Here is a 17,842-nt window from a genome sequence, read left to right on the forward strand (position 1 = left end):
GGATTTGTCATCCGCGGATGCTGGAATAAAGGCGCACATTTCTGCACGATAAAGAAAAAGGTGGCCACACGCCGCATTGATACATTTTCAGGGATGAAAAACGTTATGACTGCAACCTTTCGCCATCACCCCCACTACCGCGCAGCCATTGGGACCGCCATTGCAGGCTTGCTCCTGCTGCCGGTCACCGCCGCCCACGCTGATGACAAACATGCCATGAACGAAAAATGGTACCTCTCTGCGGGTGGCTACAGCGTGTTCCGTGCCGATACCACCCTGTCACTGGTGGAACGCAATGTGGGGGCCGGCGCGGCCATCCGCCCGGGCGATACGCTTGGCCTGGATCTGGAAGAAACGGTTTTGCGACTGGAAGGCCATTACCGATTTACCCCTCGCTCCCAGATTGTTGCCTCCTGGTTCCAGGTGGAATCGGACGCGTCCAAGGTCCTGCAGAAAGACATCGACTGGGTGGACCAGGGCGGCAATACCACCACCGTAGCCGCTGGCAGCACGGTATCCAGTTCCCTCGGTTACGAGATCATGAAAGCCAGCTACTTCTATTCGTTTTATCACAATGACAAAGTCGAGCTGATGGCCGGGGGCGGGCTGCACGTCTCCAGGTTCGATATCGATCTGGATGTAAAGACAGACCCGGGCGGCACCGTTTCTGCCCAGGAAACCCGCGACGCCGCCCACACCGTTCCTCTACCCACCGTGGGATTCGGGCTTAACTATCGGGTCAACCCGAAGCTGTACTGGTTCCTGAAAGCCGAAGGCTTTTACCTGGAGTACGACGACTGGAAGGGCCTGTTCTCTGAAATGCAGGTGGGCATGGAATACAACGTATGGCGCAATCTGGGGGTCGGCGTGGGCCTTGCCACCAGCAATCTGAATGTCACGGAAACGGCGCCGCAATACACCTTCCGCTACGACAATCGACTCAGCGGCGCCAACCTTTTCCTGTCCTGGTCGCTGTAAACCGCCCGCGAACATCAGAACAAGAGGCAAAGCGCATCAATCACTGGACACCGGAAAAATCCGGCGTAATATCGCCGCCGCCCACGAGGGCGAACAGTGATTCACCATAAGGAAGATCGATGGCCAAAGGCCCCAAGCCCATGCACAACTGGGCAGCCATGGACCCGCTGATGCGAAAAGGCGGCGCCCACCAGGAAGCCCGCAACACCCTGCGTCCACGCATGGCAACCCGCCAGGCGTTGAACGAATACGATGATTGGCAAGATGACAGCGAAGACGATGCACAGACTATCGGCGGCGAGGGGCCCGGCCCCTCCTCGACCCAACACCGTGCCTGTTCAATCGTCGAGAAGGGGTTTCACGCCTGACCGAACACCAGACGTAAAGAACCTGACGCTGGAACAAGAACCCGAGCAGGGATAACGCTGGGGTCAAGGCGTCACGAAGTGGCGATCAGGGCTCGCAGATCCAGGCCTTGGCGGCATCCACGTCATCGCTGGGGAACACCTTCACATCAATGGACGGCAGCAGCTTGTCCGCCAGTACCGACAGGCGGCGCATCCAGTCCTTATCGGTGACCACGGCTTCGCGGTCGAAATGCTTCCAGTGGGCAAGGCCGAATTTCAGATCCTGAAACAACACATCCATGGACACCCCGCCAAAGGTTTCCATCTCTGCATAGAAACGTACCGTTTCATGCTTTTGCAGGGCGGCTTCCAGCGCCGTGGTCACAGAATCGAATTCTTCGCGGGTGATCTTGCCGGAGATACGTGCACCCACAACCCGGTCGTCATCAAAAGGAATCAACGTCAGCATGGTCCGTCTCCCGTCCCTGTCGTGCCTGCCCTGTGCGTCGGCGTCGATTCGCACGGCGCACGCTCAGACACGTCATTGTGTCTGCCGCAAATTGTGTCTGCCGCAATGAGTAGCGGGCGCTATTCCTGTTCCGGCGCGGGCGCCGTCAGGCTTTGCCAGCCCTGCTTGGCGGCCTCCCAGCTTTGCTGGAATTTTACCTTGGCCGCATCCCAATTGTCCTCACTCGCATTCTGCAGGGCCTGATAGCGGGTTTCCAGCTGGGCCTGCTGTTCTTTCAGAGCGGTCAGCGCCTCCTGCTTCTGCAGGCGAGCATCCTGGGACAGATCGCGCCACTGGCTGTTGATGTCGCCTTGTAGCAGGGTGATCTGCTGATTCAGGTCATCGATGGCGTGGCGCGCCACGCGCATGGCCTGGTTCTTCTGTTCCACGGAATAATTCTGGATATCGTCCAGAGTCTCTTCCATCTGGGTTTCCACTTTTTCCGGTTCCGGTGTTTTCACGTTGGGAACGCCTTCGGTCTCAGCCCACGCCGTGGCGGTGGTGACCAGCATCAGGGTGGCGGCGGCCAATAATCGGTGTGTCATCGGGACAACTCCTTGTTTTGCCTTTTGTGCCAAATCTGGCAATGCCTGTACTGGAATGTGACAAGTCAGACGGCAAAACGCTCCCCCGATGATGCAAAAAGCCGTAAAACGAGGCCAGAATGCCCCGTTTTACCGGGGAATTCATGCGTTGAGAATATACGCCAGCATCTCCACCACCTGCTCCGGGGTGCGCGCTACCGCATCGGCGGCGGCATCCACCTCTTTCAACGGATGATCATGCTCTTCATCGTGCAAAATGATCATCGGTGTGCCCAAAGCCGCCGTGTAGCCGGCATCAAATGCCGCATTCCATTGCTTATACTTGGGGCCAAACCGCACCACTACAAGGTCCGCCTCGTCAATCAGCTTGCGGGTACGAATACCATTGATACCCGCTCCCAGGCGGTCTTCCCAGAAACGCTTCTCTTCCGCGCCGAGAATATTGACCCCCACCTTGTCGCTGGCCTCGTGGTCCGTCACCGGGCTGCTGAATTCGATATCCAGCTCTTTCTCGGCGCAACCCTCAACGATACGCTCGCGCCAGTCGGTGTGAATTTCCCCGGAAAGGTAAACGGTCCAGAAACTCATGGTGATTCTCCCGATTGATTCTGAAAAACGGCAGGATAGGCCCGCCGGATTGCAAAAGCCACCTTGCAGAACGCCACACGCTTGATGCCTGACGCTAAATCAACGGAACCGGCAAGCAAGAAAGTAACCACTGTGCAGAACGCTGCAGCCAGGTGATCCCATTACACCTTGAACCGGGGCGGCGGCTGCCGTTAAATGCCCCCAGTCGTTCTCATTGATTTCAGGAAGGGTATGCCATGCGTATGACACTTTTTCTCCTGCTCGCCACCGCGCTGCTGGCAGGCTGCGACGACCCGGACGCGCCGGCAAAGCCCGCTGACAAACCGGCCACCACCGACAAGAGCGACGCTGCACAAACCGGTGCCGCCCCGGAAACCCTGGTGCGAATCGTCCATACCCTGAATAAAACCGATGAGCAGTGTGACACTGACGGCTGCCCAAAAGTGGACCTGCAATGGCTTACCTTTGAGAACCAGCCGGAGCTGAACGACGCCATCACCCAACAGCTGGCCGCCATGCTGATTCAGGATGAAGGCAACGCGACCCACGATGGCACCATCGAAGGGCTGGCCGATGCATTTCTGCAGGATGCGTCCGACATGGCCATGGCCTCGGAGCAGGGCTGGGAGCTCAATGCCACGGTGAAAAAACAGGGCCGACGCGGCGACCTGGTGACCCTGTCCATGGAAACCTATGAATACACCGGCGGCGCCCACGGCCTGCCCAGCGTGCAGTACTTTCACTGGGATCTGACCAAACAGCAAAGCGTGAAACTGGGCGACCTGCTGGTGCCCGGCCAACAGTCTGGCTTCTGGGAAAAAGCCCGCGAACAACACACCGCCTGGCTGGATGAGGAAAACCTGGACCAGACTTTCCGTGACAGCTGGCCGTTCGACAAGACCGATAACATCTTCTTCAATGACAAGGGGATGGTGCTGCAATATAACGTGTACCACATCGCGCCCTACGCCATGGGCCAGCCCACCCTGACAATTCCCTATGCGGAGCTGGAAGGCATTGTGCGCGGGCAATATTTGCCACAGCGGTGACAAGTTACGAGTAGCGAGTTTCGAAGAGCGAAGAGCAAAACAGCCAGGCGCTCATGTTTTGCCTTTCGAAACTCGCTTCTCGTCACTCGCAACGGTTTCGTCTCCCCCTCCTACGCAGCCACCAACGCTAACAGGAACACCAGCTCCGCCAGAATCACGCTGGCGCCCAACGCATCGCCGGTATAACCCCGCAACTGCCGCCACAGATACCCACCCCACAGCAACGCCACCAGCGCAACAGATAACAGTGCAGGCACCAACGCCCCCGCCAGGGCCGCCACTGTCACCGTCATCGCGGTAGCGACAGCCAGGCGTTGTGCGCTGAAGCCTTCCGCTACGGGTTTGCTTTTACTGGTGTCCGGGTCGGTCACGTAGGGCAGAAACCGCATCAACCACAGCGGCGTTAAACGGCTGATCACCGGGCTCAACAACAGAGCCAGCCAAACGGGATTCGCGTCCGCCAGCAACAATCCCTTCAAACCCAGCGCCATGATCAACGCCACCGCCCCATAGGTGCCGATACGGCTGTCCTTCATGATTTCCAGCCGGCGTGCCACGGTATAGCCGCCACCCAGCGCATCCACACTGTCTGCCAGCCCGTCTTCGTGGAAAGCCCCGGTGATCCACAGGTGGAATGCCAGCACCAGTGCCACACTGATACCGGTATTCCAGTAGCCATCCAGTACCACGAACAGCCCCGCGTACAGCACACCCAACAGCAACCCCACCAGCGGAAAATACACACTGGAACGGTTCATCAGTGTCTGGCTGTAATCAATACGCACCAGCATGGGCACGCGGGTCAGAAATCCCACCGCCAGCCAGAACGCCTGCCATTCACTCTGCACAGAAACCTGATGCGGGCGGTGATTGTTTGCCGGCTGCGTCATTTATCCATCCTGCTGTCGATAACTGTCGGGGCTCATCCCGTACCAGCGACGAAACGCCTTGCTGAAATTGCTGGCATCGGAAAAGCCCAGCCGGTGCGCCACTTCTGCCAGACTGTCGCCACTGCGGACCAGCTGGCCGGCGCGCTCTGCCCGCCAGGCATCCACCAGCTGCCGGTAACCGCTATCCAGCTCGGACAATCGCCGGCGCAGGGAGCGCTCACTCATGGCCACGGCAGCGGCCAGCTCACCCAGCCCCGGCAAGACATCCCCCTGGGCGCGCAGTATCCCCTGCAGGGTCTGGATCAGCGGGGGCGTGGCATCCAGCGCTTCCAGCTCCTGGCGTGCCAGCGCGTCATGCTGGCGCCACAACCCGGCATCACCGAGCAACAACGGCGTATCCAGCCGGTCACGGTGGTGCCAGACGATATTGCCGGGCTGATCGAATGTCACCGGGCAGTCCAGTATCTGGCGCCAGGGCTCGGCCTGCACAGGAGCGGAACGCTGCAACATCACCTGCTGCACGCCCCCTTCTGGCGACAGGCGCCGCAGATTGCTCACATGGGCGGCCACGAAGGCATCAATAGACGCCGGGTGTAAGGCCACATCCGGCAGGTAACAGATCTCCAGGCCCACCGCATCCGGGCGCTGCTGCAACCGCACCATCACCCCGGTGGAAATCAATCGCTGATAGCGCACCGCCACATCCAGAATGTGGCCCAGGGTTGGTGCCGTCTGGATCAACAAGCCCATCACCCGCAGATGCATGGGCAGGGACGTCTTGCCCACCCGTAGCCCCATGGCCGGGTCGTCGCTCTTCGCGATGGCCAGGGTCCACAGTCGGGTCATGGCATCGGTGGGTACCCGCCCACCGGGGTTGGCTCGCAATACGGCCAGGTCCAGCCCGGCCTGCGTCAACAGAGCCGGCCCATCCACCCCGTAACCGTTAAGGGTTTCCAGTACCGCCAACGGCCACGCCGCCACCGTGGTGGATGCCATGCGCTCAGTGGCCACGAAGCACCGCACTCTGGCCAGCAGCAACCTTTGCCAACGGTCGAGCCAGTACTAGCCTGCCAGGATCATCCACAAGAAAAGAGAACACCATGCGCTACCTGTTTGTTTTATTGGCCGCCTTGTTGGCGGCATGCGGGGAAGAGCAACCCGTCAAGAGTACCACCCAGCTGGCTCCGGATGCGCTTAAGGCGCACAGCGAACTGTTCCATAAGGGGGTGGAGAAAGTCACCGATGGTGTCTATGTAGCGATCGGCTACGGGCTCGCCAATTCCATTATGCTGGAAGGTGATGACGGCATCATCATCGTCGACACCATGGAAAGCGCTGACGAGGCGCGCACCGTGCTGGCAGAATTTCGCAAAATCACCGACAAACCGGTGAAAGCGATCATCTATACCCACAACCACACCGACCACGTGTTTGGCGCCGCCGGCTTTGCCGAGGGCAAGGACATTCCCGTCTACGCCCACGAAAGCACCAGCTATTACATCAACCGGGTGGTCAATCAGATTCGCCCCATCATCACCGCCCGCTCCATGCGCATGTTCGGCAATCATCTGCCCCATGGCGAGCATATCAATGATGGTATCGGCCCCCATCTGGGCATCACCCCGGAAAGCGAACTTTATGCCCTGCCGCCCACCCACACTTTCGATGACCGCATGTCGGTCAACATCGCCGGCATCCAGATCGAGCTGGTCCATGCGCCCGGCGAAACCGAGGATCAACTATTCGTGTGGCTGCCGGAAAAACAGACCGTGCTCACCGGTGACAACATTTACCAGACCTTCCCCAATCTCTACACCATTCGCGGCACCTACTACCGCGACGTGAAACAGTGGGCCAACAGCCTGGACCAGATCCGTGCCCTGGGCGCCGAGCATCTGGTGCCCAGCCACACCCGTCCGGTGCACGGCCAGGACAAGGTGGCGGAGCTACTCACCGACTACAGCGACGCCATCAACTTTGTACACGACCAGACACTGCGCTACATGAACCTGGGCCTGACGCCGGACCAGATCGTCGAGAAAGTGCAGCTGCCCGAACACCTGGCCAGCAACCCCTGGTTGCAGGAATTCTACGGCAAGGTCAGCTGGTCCGTACGCTCCGTGTTCGATGGCTACCTGGGCTGGTTCAGCGGCAACCCCAGCGAACTGCAACCGCTGGCCGAACCGGAAGAAGCCCGGCGCATGGCCACCCTGGCCGGCGGCAACGACGCCCTGCTTGAGAGCGCACAAAAAGCGCTGAATGATAACGATGCCCAATGGGCGTTGGATCTCAGTGACCATTTGGAGATCCTGATGCCGGACAACGACGCCGTAAAAACCCTGCGCGCGGATGCGCTTCGCAAGCTGGGCGAGAAAGAAGCCAATCCCAACGCTCGCAACTACTACTTCACCGTGGCCCGGGAAGTACAGGACGGGCTCAAACCCGGCTTCCGCACGCAGATGAGCGATGACTTCCTCGCCACCCTGCCCATCGAAAACTTCCTGCACGCCATGCCCGCCTTGCTCAAGGCCGAAGAAACGCTGGAAGAGAATATCGCCCTGGGCTACGCCTTCCGCGACAGCAACAAGCAGTTCACCCTGCGTATCCGTCGTGGGGTCGCCAAGGTACACGACGGCATCGATGACGACGTGGTTGCCACGCTGGACACCACCGAGGCCACTTGGAAGGCCATTGCCGCCGGCATCCAGAACCCGGCCACCGCCCTAGCCGGTGACGACCTGGACATCGACGGCAGCACCCTGTCCGCCATGAAAGTGCTGGGCTACTTCGAGAAAATTGACTGAATCAGGCCCCCGGCCTGATAACAAAATGCGTGGTGGGGTCGAGGAAGAACATCTTCTTCCAGCCCTGCGGCGCCTCGTCAGCCCGCCAGAACATCGGCAACAGACTCACCAGAGAATAGTGCAGATGCGGCGGCTTGCCCGCCGCATTGCCACTGTCCCCCACGGTGCCCGCCGGGGCGCCCGCCCCCAGCCAAATGCCACTGTCGGCGATGCCCTGCAAATGGGCGTAATAGTGCAACCGCCATTTCGGCCCCAACATCAGCACCACCTTGCCGCCCCGCGACAGCTCCCCGCGATACAGCACCAGCCCGCCACTGCTGGCGATCACCGGCGTACCCGCATCAGCAAAGATATCCACGCCCTTGTGGACCCCGGACTTGCCCCAGGGGTGATACCAGAAAGTCTGCGGGTGCCAGTCATTACGGTCTGCGCCCTGCACCGGCACCTGCCGGGCCTCCGGCAGCAGCAAGCCTGCCACCAGCACAAACAGCAGCAGCCAAAGGCCGCGACGAATTACAGTACGGATTCGCGACATAATTCCAGCCACCTCTCAATGCCAGGGCTGCGGTACTTCTGACGATGCAGCACAAAATAGAATTCCCGACTGAAATCCCGGTGCGGCACCGCCAGCTCCACCAGCGAGCCTCGTTTGAAGGCCTCCTGTAAACACACCCGCGACAGGCAGCTAATCCCCAGGCCGGTTTCCACCGCCCGCTTGATCGCCTCGGTATGCTCCAGCTCCAGGGCCAGGTCCAGCTCGGGCACCAGCCCGTGCAGGGCCCGCTCGAAGGTCTGCCGGGTACCGGAACCCGACTCACGAACAATCCAGTGCGCCGCCCGCAAATCGTCGTCAGTCAGCGCTTCCTTACTTGCCAGCGCATGCTCCGGGCTGCAGAACACCACCAGCTCATCCTCGCGCCAGGGCAACAACTCCAGGTCCGGATGGTTCAGCTCGCCCTCAATCAAGCCCAGATCCAGCTCAAAGGTGAGCACCCGATCCACAATGGAGCGGGTGTTAGCCACCTCCAGATGCACCCGCGCACCCGGCTGCTGGGCCATATAATCCGCCATGATCGCCACCGCCAGGTAATTGCCGATGGTCAGGGTGGCGCCCACATTGAGTCGCCCCAGATCCCGGTGGGACTGCAGGTCCGCTTCCAGCTCCCGGGCCTGGGCCAGCAGCGCTTCCGCCCGCGGCCAGAACTGCCGGCCCAGCTCATTGAGCTTCAGCCGCTTGCCGGCCCGCTCAAAGAACTTCACGTCGTAAAGCCCTTCCAGCTCCTTCAACGCCCCGGATGCCGCCGACTGGGACATGCTCAGGTGATTGGCCGCATGGCTCACATTTTCAAAGTGGGCAATGGCGAGAAAGACTTCCAGTTGCCTGAGGGTGTAGCGCATGAGCACCTATCCATGATTAAATGAGAATCATTATTAACTGTGTGCAGTATTTAATATCGGCTTTCTCGATATCAACTATCGGAATAACCCATTTTACCGATAAATGCCATTCGGTTAAATTTCCACCATCTGGAATTTTGGAATAAGCGCTGATTTAACTATGTCTAATTTGAATACCGAAACCGTCAAAAGCGTTCGCCACTGGAACGACACCCTGTTCAGCTTTACGACCAGCCGGGACCCGGGTTTTCGTTTCAAGAACGGACATTTCACCATGATTGGCCTGGAGCAGGACAACGGCCGCCCGTTGCTGCGCGCCTATTCCATTGCCAGCGCCAACTATGAAGAAGAACTGGAGTTCTTCAGCATCAAGGTGCAGGACGGCCCGCTGACCTCCCAGCTGCAGAACATCCAGCCGGGCGACAAGATCTACGTGAGCCGCAAGCCCACCGGCACCCTGGTGGCCGACCACCTGCTGCCGGGCAAGAACCTGTGGCTGCTGTCCACCGGCACTGGCCTGGCCCCGTTCATGAGCATCATCAAGGACCCGGAAGTGTACGAACAGTACGACCGCGTCATTCTCACCCACGGGGTCCGTCATGTGTCCGAGCTGGCCTACCAGGACACTATCGAGAATGAGCTGCCCAACAACGAGTTCTTCGGTGAGTTCGTCAGTGGCAAACTGCTCTACTATCCCACGGTGACCCGTGAGCCGTTCCGCAACGAAGGACGCCTCACCGACCTGATGACCAGCGGCAAGATCTTCTCGGACCTGGGCTTGCCCACCCCGAGCCTGGAAAACGACCGCTTCATGCTCTGCGGCAGCCCGGCCATGCTCAAGGACACCACCGAGATCCTCGACAACTGGGGTTTCAAGGAAACCCGCGGCGGGGTACTCGGTGAGTACGTGATTGAGCGGGCGTTTGTGGAAAAGTAGACGCCAACAGGCTTCACGCCAGATGCAACACGTTACGGGCCGCTTTCGCGGCCCGTTTTTTATCTCCGGCCAGCTCTCTACGCCCCAGTCTGCTACTCTCCACTAGCCTTTTCGTGGAAGGGAATGTTCCAGCCGTGCAACCACAATCCATTGCCATCATCGGGGCCGGGACCGCCGGGCTCGCCACTGCCGCGTTGTTGGCCCAACAGGGCCACGCCATCACGCTGATAGAACGCGCCCCCGCCCTGGAACCGGTGGGTGCCGGGTTGCTGTTACAGCCCGCCGGACTCAGCGTCCTCCACCGCATGGGCCTCTATCAGGCCATGTACCGTTACGGCGCGCATATCGATGCCCTGGTGGGACATACCTATTCCGGTCGCGCCATCATGAACAGCCACTATCGCCCCCTTGGCGAACAGGCCCACGGCCTGGGCATCCACCGCGCCAGCCTGTGCCACGTGCTGGATAGCCACCTGCAGACCCTGCCGCATCAACGGCGCATGGCCAGTACAGTCATCGCCGTGGACAGCCAGCCCCAGCAGGCAACGGTCACGCTCGAACAAAAACATGAAAACCGAACAGGCACACAAACCCTCACCTTCGATGCCGTGCTGATTGCCAATGGCAGCCACAGCCAGCTGCGACCGGCGGCCTGGACGCGCTACGATCGCCTGTACCCCTGGGGCGCCATGTGGGCCATGCTGCCCATGACCGCCCCGTTTGATGTGCCTCTGCTGCAACAGCGCTATCACCGGGCCAGCGCCATGGCCGGCATTCTTCCCACCGGCAGCCGGCCCGACCAGCCGGAGACACCGCTAGCCAGCTTTTTCTGGAGCCTGCCGGTCACCGAGATCGCCCATTGGCAACAACCGGACTTTGCCGCCTCGCCTTTTGAAAAATGGCGCGGCGCACTGCATACCTTCTGGCCGCAACTGGACGAGGTGCTGACACCGCTGACCCAGGCGCAGCAGCTAACCCCCGCCACCTACCGCGATGTGATCATGTCGAAATGGGGAGACAACCGACTGGGCGTTATTGGCGACGCCGCCCATGCCATGAGCCCACAACTGGGCCAGGGCGCGAACATGGCCTTGCTGGACGCCTGGGCTCTGGGCGACGCCATGCAGCAATCGGATAACTGGCATCAGGTCTGGGCGCATTATCACCAGCATCGCGGCCCGCAGATTCGCTTTTACCAACGCATGAGTCGCTGGCTGACACCGGCCTTTCAGTCGCACAGTCGTGTCGTCGCGACCGGCCGCGACCTGCTGTTTCCACTGCTGAACCACCTGCCCTGGATGCGGCTGCAAATGGCAAGAACCATCGCCGGCCTGAAAACCGGGCTGCTGCGTTAACGTCCCCTCACCGCTTTCCCGAAACGCCCGGCAATGGCGGGGGCCGACTCAATCCTGGCCCGCCTGCTGATGACGCCACTGGCTGGGCGTCATGCCCATCCAGCCCTTGAACGCGCGGGTAAAATTGGCCGGGTCAGCAAACCCCAGCAGCTCGCTGATACGCTGAATTTCCATATCGGAACTGGCCAGCAGGTGGCGACTGTCCCGGTGGCGGGCTTCTTCCAGCAACGACTGGAACCCCTGCCCCCGCTCCTGCAAGCGGCGCCGCAACGTGCGGGGCGTCAGATGCAGGCGCTCAGCCAGCTGCTCCGGTGCCGGATAGCCGTGCGCACCCAGCACCAGCAGCTCACGCACCTGACGCAGCAAGGTATCACCGGGGGCCATCAAGGCACTTTCCCGCTCACACTGGGCCAGGGCCTGACTCAACGCTTCCGGATTGGCGGTAGGCAGCGGGCTATCCAGCCACTGCACCGCCTCCGGCGCCCAGATACCTGCACGTGCCTGGCGATAACGCACAGGCACCGCCCCGTCATCCATGGCCCGGCCAGCGGCTGGCGGCTCGCCCTGCAGCCAGATTTCCGGCACCAGGGACAGGTCAGGGAGAATAAACTGCATGCCACTGGCCATGCTGCCCAGCATGGAACTGAGCAGCACATCGCGTACCGCAGCGGGCAACACCACTTCCGGCACCAACTCGAAGAACAGCCCGCCGCGCTCCTCCTTTACGCTGAGAACGACACTGCGGCCCCGCAGGTGCCAGAACCGCTCCAGCAGCCCAATGGCCTCGCGGGCACTGCCCGCACACATGAGCACATAGCCCAGGCTGCCATGGGCCGTGAGCGGCATCCGCTGCCCCACCTCCAGGCCAATGGCCGCGTCACCGGTCAGCGCGGCAGCGGCCGCAAACACCTGCACCGTTTCCTGCAGGGACACCCGTCCGGATGGGTCCTCCAGCAATGCTGCCGGCACCCCCGCAGTGGACAGCAAGGTCTCGCGGGAAACACCTCGCTGCGTCGTCACTTCCACAAACATGCGCACATAGGTCACCGCCTGGCTGCGCTGGCGGGTCCAGTCAGGGAAACGGCTCCAGTCGATCAGGGTGAAGGATTCAGACAATTTGGCCACCAATGACAAGTGCTTTGTCCGCCCAGCATCTCACGCACTCCGGGCACTCACCAGTACCGTATGGGCCAAGCGTCAACGTATCCTTTTCGCCAGGAGGCTCAAAATGAATGCACCGGCAAAACAGCTTCATAACAATCCGGCCGATGCCCGTCCGGCCATGGTTATTCCCACCGTCCGCCAGCCGGACTTCGACCTGGCCGACGATGTGCCCAAATACTGGTGGGACAATGACCCGCTAAAAACCCTGCTGCTGGGCGCACTCTCCGCCAGCTTCCCCGCCGGGGAGCGGTTCTTTATCGATTCCGTACGCCACTTTCAGGACCGCATCGACGACCCGGAACTGAAAAAAGCCGTGCGCGCCTTTATCGGTCAGGAAGCCCACCACTCCAAGGAGCACAAGCTGCTCAATGGCTACCTGGAAGAACGGGGCGTCGGCCTTGGCCGTCTGGATCGTGAAATTCAGGCTTTCATGGACTGGATGCGCAAGAACCTGTCACCGGAGCGACAACTGGCGCACACCGTGGCGGTGGAGCATTTCACCGCATTGATGGCGGAAGAATTTCTGCTCAAATATGACGCCCTGGATGAAATGGATCCGCGCATGGCACCGATCTGGGCCTGGCATGCCATCGAGGAGTCCGAGCACAAGGCCGTGGCGTTTGATGTGTACAAGCACATCGGCGGCAGCGAATTCACCCGCGTCACCGAGATGGCACTGGTTAGCGTTCTATTCCCGCTGTTTTCTACTCTGCATCTGACGCAACTTATGAAGGAACAGGCGAGCTGACCAATGTGAAGTCCTGGCTCGGCGGCCTGAACTACATGTGGGGCAAACCCGGCGTATTCCGCAAACTGCTACCGTCCTACTTCAAGTTCTACAGCCCACGCTTCCACCCGTGGCAGCACGATGCCCGCGATCTGGTGGAAAAAGCGAAGAAAAAATGGCTGGGTGACTGGGCCTGATCTTTCTTGCCGGGAGCCAAACGACCGATGCCGGAGGCCTGACGGTTGACGTTTTATACTCCAGCAAGAAAGATCAGACACAGCCCCCGGCTTCACAAAGCCGGCATCAATCTATTTTTTAGAACCAGGCTGCAAGGTCACCGGCTGGGCCAGTGCATCCACAGCCTGTGCCGGCTTGTCGTCCAGATCTTTACGGGCTCCGCAGGCAACACATTCCATCCACTGGCTGTCGCCATCAATGACCCGCTGTATTTTGTCCATCTGCCCACATTCCGGGCAGGTTGCCCCGGCAATAAACTGACGTTTCATAATCCCTCTCCACTTAACGGCAAACACCCGATGCCGGACACATTGCCGTCGGGCATCGGGCGTCCGGCATCAAGCGTTTTATCCATTAATACCGCAATGACGCAGCAGTGGCTCCACGCTGGGCTCGCGGCCACGGAATGCCTTGAACAACTCCATGGGTTCGCGGCTGCCGCCCTTCGCGAGAATTTCCGTACGGAACGCACGGCCGGTTTCTTCGTTGAACTCGCCCTCTTCTTCAAAGCGGGAGTAGGCATCTGCCGACAACACTTCGGCCCATTTATAGCTGTAGTAACCGGCCGCATAGCCTCCGGCAAAAATATGCCCGAAGCTGTTGGGGAAACGGTTAAAGGCGGGCGGTTGAATCACGGCCACCTGTTCGCGCACTTCATTCAACACCTGATAAATATTCAGGCCGGGTTGATACTCCGCGTGGATGCGCATATCGAAGAGGGAAAATTCGATCTGCCGCACCATCTGCATAGCACCCTGAAAGTTTTTCGCGGCGAGCATCTTTTCCAGTTTTTCTTTCGGCAGCGGCTCACCGGTTTGGTAATGGCCGGAAATCAGCGCGATGCCGTCCTCGGTCCAGCACCAGTTTTCCAGGAACTGGCTGGGCAACTCCACCGCATCCCAGGCCACGCCATTGATACCGGAAATACCGGACACATCCTGCTCGGTCAGCATGTGGTGCAGGCCATGGCCAAATTCGTGGAACAGGGTGACCACTTCGTCGTGGGTCAACAGGCCCGGCTTGCCACCCGCCGGCGGCGCAAAATTACAGGTCAGGTAGGCAACGGGCGTTTGCAGGCTGCCGTCGGGCTGGCGACGACGAATACGTGCATCGTCCATCCAGGCGCCACCGCGTTTCCCGGTACGGGCATACATGTCCAGATAAAATGCAGCACGAACGCTGCCATCATCATCCACCAGTTCGTAAAAACGCACATCATCGTGCCAGGTATCCACATCCGTGCGTTGTTTAAACTGAATGCCGAACAATTTTCCGACCACAGAAAACATGCCATTGATAACCGTGTCCGCCGGGAACCAGGGACGCAGCTCTTCTTCAGAAATATCGTAGCGAGCTTCACGTAAACGTTCGCTCCAGAAACCGATATCCCAGGGGTTCAAATCACCGGCGCCTTGCTCGGCCGCAAAGGCTTTCAGTTCTGCCAGTTCCTGTTCCGCCTGGGGCTTGGCACGACGGGCCAGGTCTTCGAGAAACTGTACGACTTCATTCACATCCCGCGCCATTTTGGTGGCCAGGGATTCTTCCGCGTAATTGGCGAAGCCCAGCAATTGAGCCTGCTTGTGCCGCAGCGCAAGGATCTCATCCATGATCGCCGCATTATCAAACTGGCCCGCCTGCGGCCCTTGATCAGAGGCCTTGGTGGTCCAGGCGGTGTACATTTCCTTGCGCAATTCTGCATTCTTACAGTGGCTCATCACCGCAATAAATACCGGGGCATCCAGGGTCAGCAACCAGCCGTCTTTTTCGTCAGCTTTTGCGCGATCGGCAGCACCGGCCTTGGCGCTGTCGGGCAGGCCATTGAGCTCGCTTTCATCGGTGATGTGCTTGCTCCACGCCTGGGTCGCATCAAGGGCGTTGTCCGAGAATTGACTGGTCAGTTCAGACAAGCGCTTGGAATTCGCCATGTATTGCGCTTTCTTTTCCTCCGGCAGATCCACCCCCGACAAACGGAAATCACGCAAGGTGTTGTCGATATCTTTCTGCTGGGCTTCGTTCAGGGTTGACCACTGCTCACTGTCGCGCAGTGCCTGGTAAGCAGCACAAAGGGCCGCATTTTGTCCCACCTCGGTCCCGTATTCGCTAAGCAGGGGCAGGCAACTGTTGTAGGCATTACGCAAGGCTTCATTCTGGGCCACGGCATTCAAATGCCCGGCCGGACCAAAGGCTTTACCAAGGCGGTCATCTTCCTGGTCCAGTGCCTGAACCAGATGCGCGTAGTCGAAGTTTCCCTCCGCCAGCACCTGCTCAATACGGGCACGGCCCTCTGCCACCAGCTGCTCCACGGCAGGAAGCACGTGCTCGGGCTGGATCTGTGAAAAAGGAGGAAGTGCCGGGTAATCAATCAGCGGGTTGTTGCTCATGGGTGTCCTGTCCTGCTCTGGGTTCAGCGTGTGTCTGTGCGGCTGGCAGCCGATGGCGAGCGGTATCGTCCGGCTGCAACAGCGTCTGGAATATCAGCCACTTGCTTAGCAGAAAAACGCCAAGCAAGATCAATATGGCTATCAGTATACGAGCGGGCGTCTGCAAAAGGTGCCCCTGTAACCATGAATTTGAACTATCGAGTGTATCAGTGATGGGGATTCGCCGCTTTGAAGACAAGGCCCCGCAGTTGGGGAAACGGGTATATGTGGACGAGGACGCTACGGTGATCGGCGAGGTCAAGCTGGGAGACGATTGTTCCGTGTGGCCGAAGGCAGTGATCCGCGGCGACATGCATGCCATCCGCATCGGCGCCCGGGTCAGCATTCAGGATAATGCGGTACTGCATATCACCCACGACTCCACCTTCAACCCCGGCGGCTTCGGGCTGCAGATCGGCGATGATGTCACCCTTGCCCACCAGGCCATGCTGCACGGCTGCACGCTAGGCAACCGGGTGATGGTGGGCATGCAGGCCATCATTATGGACGGGGCCATCGTGGAAGACGATGTCATCGTCGCCGCCGGCTCACTGGTCGGGCCAGGCAAGCGTCTGGAAAGCGGTTATCTGTATCGCGGTCAGCCCGCGCGGCAGGTGCGCCCGCTGAGCGAAGAAGAGAAAGCGTTTTTGCCTTATGTAGCCGGCAATTATGTGCGGTTGAAAGATCGGTATTTGAAAAACAGTAGCGGTTAGCTTCTAGCTTTGATCGTCTTGCGGACGATATCCGCGCTATGCGCGGTTCGCACCCTAAACGGTGCTCCTACAGCGGCTTCGTAGAAAAGTAGATATTGAGTAACTTTTCAACTTTCCTTTACACAATCGAGCGTAGCTCGTAGCTCAGATCTGCCACATGAAAGACATGTTGCCGAAGCTGAAGGTGTCATCGCTGCTACGCAGAGGAGAGGTGGAACTTTGCAGTGTCAGGGTGAAAGAAAAGTTGTCCCAGCGCACACCGCCTCCCACCACCAGAGCCAGCACGCCATCGCGGGCTTCCACATCGTATTCCTCGGCATGATGTTCCAGGTAGGAATAACCGATATATTCACCAAAGCTGCCCACAAACGCTTCCCAGCCAAAACCACTGCCATCAAACAGGCCAACCAGCGAACCGGCTGTGCCGATACCGGCATAATCGGGAATAAAGTTGCGCGGCAGGTTTCGGCCCAGCCGGAAAAAACCGCCAGCCGTTGCGGTCCCATGGAAATTGTTGGCATCCACACCCCAGGCATAACCCAGCTCGCCCTGCAGCCCCGAGTCCCACTGAAACTGCTGGAAACGGCGGGCATTGATAAAATACACGCCGCCGATCAAGTCTGTCCCCAGCTGGTTATCCCAGCCTTGCGGCTCGGTGGAACCGGTTATCTTGTGAACCAGTTTCTGGCTTTGCTCCGCCCCGGACTCCGGACCAACGACACCCAGACGCGCGCCATAACCAAACAGGCTGTCGCCGTTCCAGCTGAACAGCCCCATCTCCAGATTGCTGTAACCCGCATAGGGAAGATCATTGTAATCAGGGACGCTTTGACTGATATCCGCCGGGGTAATCATGACCTGTTCCAGACTGAGCGTCAGCGCATGCTTTTCATCCTTGAGGCTGATGCCGGGCAAGGGAGACAGCGCGCTCGCCAGGCCGCAGGTAACACTGCCATTGCGTTCGCAATGGTCATGGGCATCACCCACCCAGCTGATCCGCACACCATTGGTGTACTGCCCATCGGCACCGACGAACAGATCGTTATCCCAGGAAAAACCTACCGTGGCAGCCAGCACAGGCAGCGGTAAAAAAACGCTTAATAACAGAGTAAAACGCAGGGACATACTTCACCCAGTGATAACGGGCCCAAGAGCCCCGAGCACGTACGACGACGTCGAAAC

18 protein-coding genes and 1 pseudogene are annotated in these 17,842 nt (G+C 59.5%); 8 read left to right on the plus strand and 11 right to left on the minus strand.

The window, feature by feature from the left end:
- The first annotated feature begins 105 nt into the window (after positions 1-105).
- Together ADG881_RS09740 and ADG881_RS09745 are read left to right on the plus strand one after the other, a co-directional pair.
- The gene (locus ADG881_RS09740) at positions 106-978 is read left to right on the plus strand and encodes a hypothetical protein (protein ID WP_039926542.1); all 873 of its coding nucleotides are present in this window, start codon (positions 106-108) and stop codon (positions 976-978) included.
- A gap of 119 nt (positions 979-1,097) precedes the next feature.
- Positions 1,098-1,346, plus strand: a complete 249-nt coding sequence (locus ADG881_RS09745; protein ID WP_039926544.1) for a hypothetical protein — start codon at positions 1,098-1,100, stop codon at positions 1,344-1,346.
- A gap of 85 nt (positions 1,347-1,431) precedes the next feature.
- Here ADG881_RS09745 and ADG881_RS09750 read toward each other — a convergent pair whose 3' ends face one another.
- The 3 genes from ADG881_RS09750 to ADG881_RS09760 all read right to left on the minus strand — a co-directional run bounded on the left by ADG881_RS09750 (position 1,432) and on the right by ADG881_RS09760 (position 2,966).
- Positions 1,432-1,794: an STAS/SEC14 domain-containing protein gene (locus ADG881_RS09750; RefSeq protein WP_007148733.1), complete on the minus strand. Its 363-nt coding sequence runs from the start codon at positions 1,792-1,794 to the stop codon at positions 1,432-1,434.
- Between the two features lie 119 nt (positions 1,795-1,913).
- Complete coding sequence (locus ADG881_RS09755) at positions 1,914-2,378, minus strand: hypothetical protein (RefSeq protein ID WP_039926546.1); 465 nt, start codon at positions 2,376-2,378, stop codon at positions 1,914-1,916.
- A gap of 141 nt (positions 2,379-2,519) precedes the next feature.
- Entirely contained in the window at positions 2,520-2,966 is a 447-nt protein-coding gene (locus tag ADG881_RS09760) for a YtoQ family protein (protein ID WP_007148427.1), read from the minus strand.
- A 236-nt stretch (positions 2,967-3,202) separates the two neighbouring features.
- Between ADG881_RS09760 and ADG881_RS09765 the strand changes: the two genes are divergently transcribed.
- A complete protein-coding gene (locus ADG881_RS09765) occupies positions 3,203-4,015 on the plus strand; it encodes a DUF3298 and DUF4163 domain-containing protein (protein ID WP_007149894.1) in 813 nt (270 codons plus the stop codon).
- Positions 4,016-4,125: 110 nt separating this feature from the next.
- Here ADG881_RS09765 and cobS read toward each other — a convergent pair whose 3' ends face one another.
- A complete protein-coding gene (gene cobS / locus ADG881_RS09770; RefSeq protein WP_039926548.1) occupies positions 4,126-4,905 on the minus strand; it encodes an adenosylcobinamide-GDP ribazoletransferase in 780 nt (259 codons plus the stop codon).
- Entirely contained in the window at positions 4,906-5,916 is a 1,011-nt protein-coding gene (locus tag ADG881_RS09775) for an AraC family transcriptional regulator (RefSeq protein ID WP_007150943.1), read from the minus strand.
- Positions 5,917-6,005: 89 nt separating this feature from the next.
- On the opposite strand from ADG881_RS09775, the gene ADG881_RS09780 reads away from it, so the two are divergent.
- Entirely contained in the window at positions 6,006-7,709 is a 1,704-nt protein-coding gene (locus tag ADG881_RS09780; protein WP_007148996.1) for an alkyl sulfatase dimerization domain-containing protein, read from the plus strand.
- 1 nt (position 7,710) lies between these two features.
- Here ADG881_RS09780 and ADG881_RS09785 read toward each other — a convergent pair whose 3' ends face one another.
- A complete protein-coding gene (locus tag ADG881_RS09785) occupies positions 7,711-8,244 on the minus strand; it encodes a M23 family metallopeptidase (RefSeq protein WP_007151405.1) in 534 nt (177 codons plus the stop codon).
- Positions 8,223-9,107, minus strand: a complete 885-nt coding sequence (locus tag ADG881_RS09790; protein ID WP_007149136.1) for a LysR family transcriptional regulator — start codon at positions 9,105-9,107, stop codon at positions 8,223-8,225. Before ADG881_RS09790 ends, ADG881_RS09785 begins: the two co-directional genes overlap by 22 nt.
- Positions 9,108-9,267: 160 nt before the next feature.
- Between ADG881_RS09790 and ADG881_RS09795 the strand changes: the two genes are divergently transcribed.
- Both ADG881_RS09795 and ADG881_RS09800 read left to right on the plus strand, forming a co-directional pair.
- The gene (locus ADG881_RS09795) at positions 9,268-10,044 is read left to right on the plus strand and encodes a ferredoxin--NADP reductase (RefSeq protein WP_007149840.1); all 777 of its coding nucleotides are present in this window, start codon (positions 9,268-9,270) and stop codon (positions 10,042-10,044) included.
- 134 nt (positions 10,045-10,178) lie between these two features.
- Positions 10,179-11,399, plus strand: coding sequence for an NAD(P)/FAD-dependent oxidoreductase (locus ADG881_RS09800; protein ID WP_007149955.1), 1,221 nt, complete (start codon positions 10,179-10,181; stop codon positions 11,397-11,399).
- Between the two features lie 48 nt (positions 11,400-11,447).
- On the opposite strand, the gene ADG881_RS09805 is transcribed toward ADG881_RS09800, so the two are convergent.
- A complete protein-coding gene (locus ADG881_RS09805) occupies positions 11,448-12,524 on the minus strand; it encodes an AraC family transcriptional regulator (RefSeq protein WP_007149412.1) in 1,077 nt (358 codons plus the stop codon).
- Between the two features lie 157 nt (positions 12,525-12,681).
- Here ADG881_RS09805 and ADG881_RS09810 point away from each other — a divergent pair.
- Positions 12,682-13,487 (plus strand): annotated as a pseudogene (locus tag ADG881_RS09810) (metal-dependent hydrolase).
- A 111-nt stretch (positions 13,488-13,598) separates the two neighbouring features.
- On the opposite strand, the gene ADG881_RS09815 reads toward ADG881_RS09810, so the two are convergent.
- Together ADG881_RS09815 and prlC are read right to left on the minus strand one after the other, a co-directional pair.
- On the minus strand, positions 13,599-13,796 hold the full coding sequence (locus tag ADG881_RS09815) for a YheV family putative metal-binding protein (protein WP_007150347.1): 198 nt from the start codon (positions 13,794-13,796) through the stop codon (positions 13,599-13,601).
- A 78-nt stretch (positions 13,797-13,874) separates the two neighbouring features.
- A complete protein-coding gene (gene prlC / locus ADG881_RS09820) occupies positions 13,875-15,908 on the minus strand; it encodes an oligopeptidase A (protein WP_007149086.1) in 2,034 nt (677 codons plus the stop codon).
- Positions 15,909-16,120: 212 nt separating this feature from the next.
- Between prlC and ADG881_RS09830 the strand changes: the two genes are divergently transcribed.
- Positions 16,121-16,660 (plus strand): gamma carbonic anhydrase family protein, encoded by a 540-nt coding sequence (locus ADG881_RS09830; protein WP_007149149.1) that lies wholly within the window; start codon positions 16,121-16,123, stop codon positions 16,658-16,660.
- Between the two features lie 144 nt (positions 16,661-16,804).
- On the opposite strand, the gene ADG881_RS09835 is transcribed toward ADG881_RS09830, so the two are convergent.
- Complete coding sequence (locus tag ADG881_RS09835; protein ID WP_007151280.1) at positions 16,805-17,785, minus strand: lipid A deacylase LpxR family protein; 981 nt, start codon at positions 17,783-17,785, stop codon at positions 16,805-16,807.
- Positions 17,786-17,842: the final 57 nt, after the last annotated feature.

Source organism: Alcanivorax sp. DG881 (assembly GCF_000155615.1).
Classification (GTDB): Bacteria; Pseudomonadota; Gammaproteobacteria; order Pseudomonadales; family Alcanivoracaceae; genus Alcanivorax.